Origin of the sequence: Gemmatimonas sp. (genome assembly GCF_044345575.1) — a bacterium.
Lineage (GTDB): Bacteria > Gemmatimonadota > Gemmatimonadetes > Gemmatimonadales > Gemmatimonadaceae > Gemmatimonas.
In genome coordinates this window covers 1-5895 of sequence record NZ_JBIJAW010000201.1, presented here as the reverse complement: position 1 = coordinate 5895, position 5895 = coordinate 1, and the positions used below count along the sequence as shown (strand labels likewise).

Below are 5895 nucleotides of genomic sequence, written 5' to 3'. Positions count from 1 at the left end.
TTACCTGTCGCGCCCTCGTTCAGCAGTACCTCGCGCGCATCGAGGCGATGGATAAGCAGGGGCCGGCGATCAACAGCATTGTGCTGGTCAACGCCGAAGCGGTGGCGGTTGCCGACTCCCTCGACGCCCGCTATGCGAAGGCGGGGCCGGTGGGACCGTTACACTGCATCCCGCTCATCGTGAAGGACAATTTCGAGACGATCGGGCTGCAAACGACTGGCGGTTCCCTGGCCCTCGAAGGATGGAAGCCACCGCAGGATGCCACGATGGTGCGGCTCGTGAAGAACGCGGGCGCCATCGTGCTGGCGAAGAGCAACCTCGCCGAATGGGCGTTCACGCCGTACGAAACGGTGAGCTCCATTCTTCCGGGGTACACCAGGAATCCCTACGCGCTCGATCGTGTGACCGCCGGTTCGAGCGGGGGGACGGCGGCCGCGGTCGCTGCGGGCTTCGGCACCCTGGGGCTTGGCACCGATACCGGCAATTCCATTCGCGGGCCGTCGGCGCATCAGGCCCTCGTGGGTATCCGCAGCACGATGGGGCTCACGTCGCGCGCCGGGGTGATTCCGCTCAATGCATCGGCCGACATCGCAGGGCCGATGGCCCGTAGCGTGGCCGATGCCGTGGTCGTGTTCGATGTGATTGCACACAGCGATGCGGCGGATCCCGTCACGGCAAATGCCGACGCGAAGCGTGCGCCGCGATACACGAACGCGCTCACGCGCGGCGCACTCAAGGGCGCGCGCATCGGCGTACTCCGGCAGGCCTACGATCGTCCCACGCTCGACGCCGAAGTCCGCACGGTATTCGAGCGCGCACTCGCTGACCTGCGTCGCGCCGGGGCCATCGTGATTGATTCGGTGCGGGTCGATTCGCTCGACGCGATCCAGCGCCGGCAGCAGGGTGGCTGCAACCGCTTCAAGGCCGATCTCGAACGCTACTTCGCGGCGCGTGCGCCCAATGCCCCGGTGAAGACGCTCGACGACGTGATTCGCAGCCGCAAGTTCCACCCAACGGTCGAGCTTCGCCTGCGTGATGCTGCCACGGCGACCGAACTGCCGGAGCAGAGTGCTGGTTGTCAGAGTCGCGAGCGGGTGCGCGCCGACGTGCGCACGGCGGTGCTGGCGATGATGGAGGCGCAGCAGCTCGACGCGCTGGTGTATCCTACGTGGAGCAATCCGCCGCGGCTCATCGGTGACCTGAACACGCCGCACGGCGACAACAGTCAGCTGTTCTCGCCCACCACGGGGTTTCCCGCCATTACGGTGCCTATGGGCTACACGCGCGGCAATCGGTTGCCCGCGGGGCTGCAGTTCTTCGGGCGTGCGTACGACGAGTTCAAGCTCATCGGCTACGTGTACGACTACGAGCAGACCACGAAGCACTGGCGGGCGCCGCGCTTCTGACCTGTCTGGTTGTTGGAGAATCAGGGAAAGGGGGGAACTGATATTGGGAGAAAAGGGGAAAAGGAGAAAAGGAGAAGAACACCACATTCTCCTTTCTCCCATCCTCATTTTCTCCCAATATCAGTTCCCCCTTTTCTCTTTTTCTCCGCTTACGACCGCCGCGCCACCAGTTCGATTTCGACGCGGGCGCCCAGCGGCAGCCCGGCTACGGCTACCGTCGTGCGCGCCGGGTAGGGCTGCGAGAAGCGCGTGCCGTAGGCCTTGTTCATGTGCGGAAAGTCCGCCATGTCCACCAGGTACACGTTGCACTTGATCACGTCGTCCATCGTGAGCCCGGCCGACTCTACCACCGCCTGCAGATTGTCGAAGCACCGGTGCGTCTGGGCCTCCACGTCCCCCTCAATGAGGCTCCCCACGGTGGGGTCGATGGGTGTCTGCCCCGAGCAGTAGAGGAGGTCGCCGGCCCAGATGGCCTGCGAGTACGGGCCGATGGCCTTGGGAGCGTGGTCGCTGTGCGTGGAAGTGCGCGGCATGGGTTCCGGGAAGGGAGCAGGAGGCAGGAAGTGGGGAGCAGTCGCTCCGCGAACGCAGGAATGTGCATCCGCGACCCGCTGCCTGCGAAGTTCCCATCCTAGTCTGCCGCGTCTCGCGTCACCGATAGCGGCGCGCCGCCAGAATGCCGCCGCCGAACCCGCCGAGGTGCGCCTGCCAGCTGATACCCGGCTGGCCTGGCGCGATACCGAGGACGAGGCCGCCCCATAGCACCGCCGTGACCAGGCTCAGCACGATGCTCCAGAAGCTGCGGGTGTACACGCCGGCGAGCAGCAGAAAGCCGAGGTAGCCGAACACGACGCCGCTCGCGCCGATGTGCACCGACCCCGGAGCACCGAGTGTCCAGGCCATAAGGCCGGCGCCGAGCACGGAGAAGAGGGTGACGGGGAGGAAGTGGCGGGCATCGCGCAACATCACCATCCAGCCGAGCGCCAGAAACGGGATCGTGTTGGCGATGAGGTGATTCAGGTTGCCGTGCAGGAACGGGGCGAAGAGGATACCGCGCAGCCCGTCGGTGGTGCGCGGAATGATACCGAATTGATTGAGCGCGCCGCCGAGCATGGCGTTCACCACGAAGGTGACCCAGAATGCCCCGAGCGTGGTGCCAAGGGTCGTGATCTGGGTTCTGACCGACTTCGTCACCTGTCGGCTGGTGCGGGCGGCGGATTTCGTGAGGCTCGAGCGACTGTTCGCGGGCATGGCGGAAAGGTGAGTGGGCACGCTGCCTCGCGCGACCGGCGTGATCGGGCGCTAAGTTCGCGCCATGATGAATTCCACTGTCTCTACGTCGACCGACAGCGCCACGTTTCGGAAGATCAGCTGGCGACTGCTGCCGCTGCTCTTTGCCTGCTACATCGTGGCGTTTCTCGATCGGGTGAATGTGGGCTTCGCCAAGCTGCAGATGGTGTCGGAGTTGGGCTGGAGCGATGCGGTGTATGGCTTCGGCGCCGGCATTTTCTTCTTCGGGTATTTCCTGTTCGAGGTGCCGAGCAATCTGCTGCTCGAGCGGGTGGGCGCCCGTCGGTGGATCGCCCGCATCATGATCACGTGGGCGCTCGTGTCGTCGGCCTTTGCCTTCGTCGACACGATTCCCTGGGGACCGTTGCCGGCGTTCTTCGGGGTCACCTCGGATGTGTTCGGTTTTTACGCATTGCGTCTGCTGCTGGGGATGGCCGAGGCGGGATTCTTTCCTGGTATCGTGCTCTACCTCACGTACTGGTTTCCCGCCGACCGGCGCGCGCGAGCGTTTGCGCGATTCATGATCGCGATCGCGGTGGCCAACGTGCTTGGGGCGCCGCTCTCCGGCTACATCATGCAAGTGTTCGAGGGCGTGAGCGAATGGTCGGGGTGGCGCTGGCTGTTCGTGCTGGAGAGTGTGCCGAGCTTCGTGATGGGGGCGGTGGTTCTGTTGGCGCTCCCTGACGGGCCGCTGCAGGCCACGTGGCTAACGCACGACGAGCGGCAGCTCGTGCTGCGCCGTCTGTCGGATGAGGCGGCGCGTGTCCCCGCGCCCGCGCATGGCGCCTTGCGCACGGCGTTCGGCAGTGTCCGCGTGTGGGCGCTCGCCTACGTCTATTTCACGACGGCGGTCGCGCTATACGGCGTGAACTTCTGGATGCCCACCATCATCCAGGAATTGGGGCTCAGCAAGACCGCGTATCTCGAGATCGGGTTGCTGTCGATGATTCCCTGGGGCATCGCCGGCGTGACGATGATTTGGTGGGGCAATCACTCCGACCGCACGGGCGAACGACGCTGGCATGTCACCGCGTCGCTCGTGTGCACCGCCACTGGACTGGCGTTGCTGGCCTTTACGGGCACGCATATCGCCAGCTCGCTCCTCGCGCTTTCACTTGTCGCGGCGGGGGTGCTTTCGGGCATGAGTACGTTCTGGTCCATTCCCACGACCTTTCTGCGCGGGACTGCGGCCGCGGCGGGGATTGCGTGGATCAACAGCATCGGCAATCTCGGTGGCCACTTCGGTCCCGATCTCATTGGCCGCGTGCGCACCGCCACGGGCAGTTCATCCGCCGCGTTTCTCACCCTCGCGGCCCTCGGCGTGAGCGGTGCCCTTGTCGTGGCCTTCGTCGCGCGTGATTCGGCGGCGCCTCCGCAGGAGTGATGTGCACTGCTTTGCGCTTGGGAGAATGTGAGAAACGGGGAAAGGAGAAAGGGAGAAAAGGGGGAACTGATATTGGGAGAAAAGGGGAAAATGAGAAAAGGAGTTGAGCGTTCCTCTCTTTTTCTCCCTTTCCTCTTTTCTCCCAATATCAGTTCCCCCCATTCTCCTATTCTCGAAAATGCAGTGCTCTTCTTCGACTACAAGATGACAACGGGATGACGGAACGGATCAGTTTGCGTCCATGCAGACCGATCAGATTACCGGCACCGTGATCGACGCGGCTATTGAAATTCATCGTGCCCTGGGGCCCGGCTTATTGGAATCAGCGTACGAGGAGCTGTTGGCCGGGGAGCTTATGGCGCGTGGCCTGTCGCTCAAGCGACAGGTAAAGGTGCCGTTCCAGTGGAAGGGCAGACCTATCGAATTCGGCTTTCGCGCAGACTTGCTCGTCGAAGATCACGTGGTGGTCGAGCTCAAGGCGACCGATCAACCCAATCCCATCTACGGACGACAGGTCCTGACCTATCTGCGCCTCATGCACCTGCCGGTGGGACTGCTGATCAACTTCGGCAGTTATCGGCTGACAGATGGTATTCAGCGAATCACGAACAACGACGTCCCGCTGCCCGGCGGAACCCGTTTTCGCCGCTCTGGAGAAGGGGAGAAAAGGGGGAACTGATATTGGGAGAAAAGGAGAAAAGAAGAAAAGGAGTTCACCGTTCTTCTCTTTTTCTCCCTTTCCCCTTTTCTCCCAATTTCAGTTCCCCCCTTTCTCCGTTTCTCCAACAACGGAGCCCCCGCCTCAAATCACGTTCTTTTCGAGCAGCGGCCGCCCCTCGGCGACGCGACTCGCGCGCAACGGTGACAGGTCGAGGGTGAGGTACTGGCCGGTGGCGATGAATTCCGCGAGGCCGCGGCCCACGGCGGGAGCCTGCTGCAGTCCGTGCCCGGAGAAGCCGCAGGCGGTGTAGGCGTTCGCATACGGGGCCAGTGCGCCCACGAGCCCGTTGTGGTCGAAGCTGTTCATCTCGTAATAGCCTGCCCAGCTGCTCGTCACGCGCAGCGCGTCGAAGGCCGGCACCCGGTCCGCGAGGATGGGCCAGATGAATTCCTCGAAGAGGCCGTGGTCGACCTGCTCGAGTGGCACATCGTCGGGGTCGCCGTTGCGCGGCGGCGAGCCGCAGAGAAAGCGGCCGGCCTGCAGTTCGGGACGGAACCACACGCCGCTGGGGTCGATCACCAACGGCGCCAGCTGCCCATCGCTGCCGCGCAGGTCGACATCGGCTTCGAAGGCGAACACGTCCCGCTTGCGGGCGTGCACGGGGAGGGACACGCCGAGCTGGTCGCCCACCTGCCCGGACCACGCGCCCGCGGCAATCACGACGGCGTCTCCCTCGACCGAACGGCCGGCCGCCGTATGCACGGCGCGCACCCGCGCCGGCCCCTCGTGGCGGTCCACCACGAAGTCGATCACCTCGTCCTCCACGAAGGTCACGCCAGCGGCGGCCGCGCCGCGACGGAACGCTTGCAGCGCAGCATAGCCGTCGAACCATCCTTCGCCGCTCGTGGCGGTGGACAGCCCGAGTGATCCCAACACGAGATCGGCGGCGTTGAGCCACGGATAGCGCTGCGTGAGCGCCGGTGGATCGAGCAGCGCCGTCTGCACCGCGTGCTCATGCTGCAGCGCATGCTGCTCACGCAGAACCCCGGCACCACCGTCGGTGGCCGCGAGGTAGAGATAGCCCGGTTCGATGAGACCGATGTTGGGTGCCTCGTCGCCGATGGCCAGCTCCGTGCCGATCGCGCGGTAGAACG

General features: G+C 64.4%; 6 protein-coding genes. 3 read left to right on the top strand and 3 right to left on the bottom strand.

The features are described 5' to 3' along the window. Positions 1-1406 (top strand): amidase family protein (locus tag ACIQ6O_RS11580; protein ID WP_396207946.1); only part of this gene is annotated, 1406 nt, incomplete at its 5' end. A gap of 149 nt (positions 1407-1555) precedes the next feature. Here ACIQ6O_RS11580 and ACIQ6O_RS11575 read toward each other — a convergent pair. After that, on the bottom strand, positions 1556-1939 hold the full coding sequence (locus ACIQ6O_RS11575) for a RidA family protein (RefSeq protein ID WP_396207945.1): 384 nt from the start codon (positions 1937-1939) through the stop codon (positions 1556-1558). A 118-nt stretch (positions 1940-2057) separates the two neighbouring features. Further along, on the bottom strand, positions 2058-2657 hold the full coding sequence (locus ACIQ6O_RS11570; RefSeq protein ID WP_396207944.1) for a rhomboid family intramembrane serine protease: 600 nt from the start codon (positions 2655-2657) through the stop codon (positions 2058-2060). A gap of 64 nt (positions 2658-2721) precedes the next feature. On the opposite strand from ACIQ6O_RS11570, the gene ACIQ6O_RS11565 reads away from it, so the two are divergent. Further along, complete coding sequence (locus ACIQ6O_RS11565; RefSeq protein WP_396207943.1) at positions 2722-4080, top strand: MFS transporter; 1359 nt, start codon at positions 2722-2724, stop codon at positions 4078-4080. 241 nt (positions 4081-4321) lie between these two features. Then, entirely contained in the window at positions 4322-4759 is a 438-nt protein-coding gene (locus ACIQ6O_RS11560) for a GxxExxY protein (RefSeq protein ID WP_396207942.1), read from the top strand. A 123-nt stretch (positions 4760-4882) separates the two neighbouring features. Here ACIQ6O_RS11560 and ACIQ6O_RS11555 read toward each other — a convergent pair. Beyond that, positions 4883-5895 (bottom strand): NAD(P)/FAD-dependent oxidoreductase (locus ACIQ6O_RS11555; RefSeq protein WP_396207941.1); only part of this gene is annotated, 1013 nt, incomplete at its 5' end.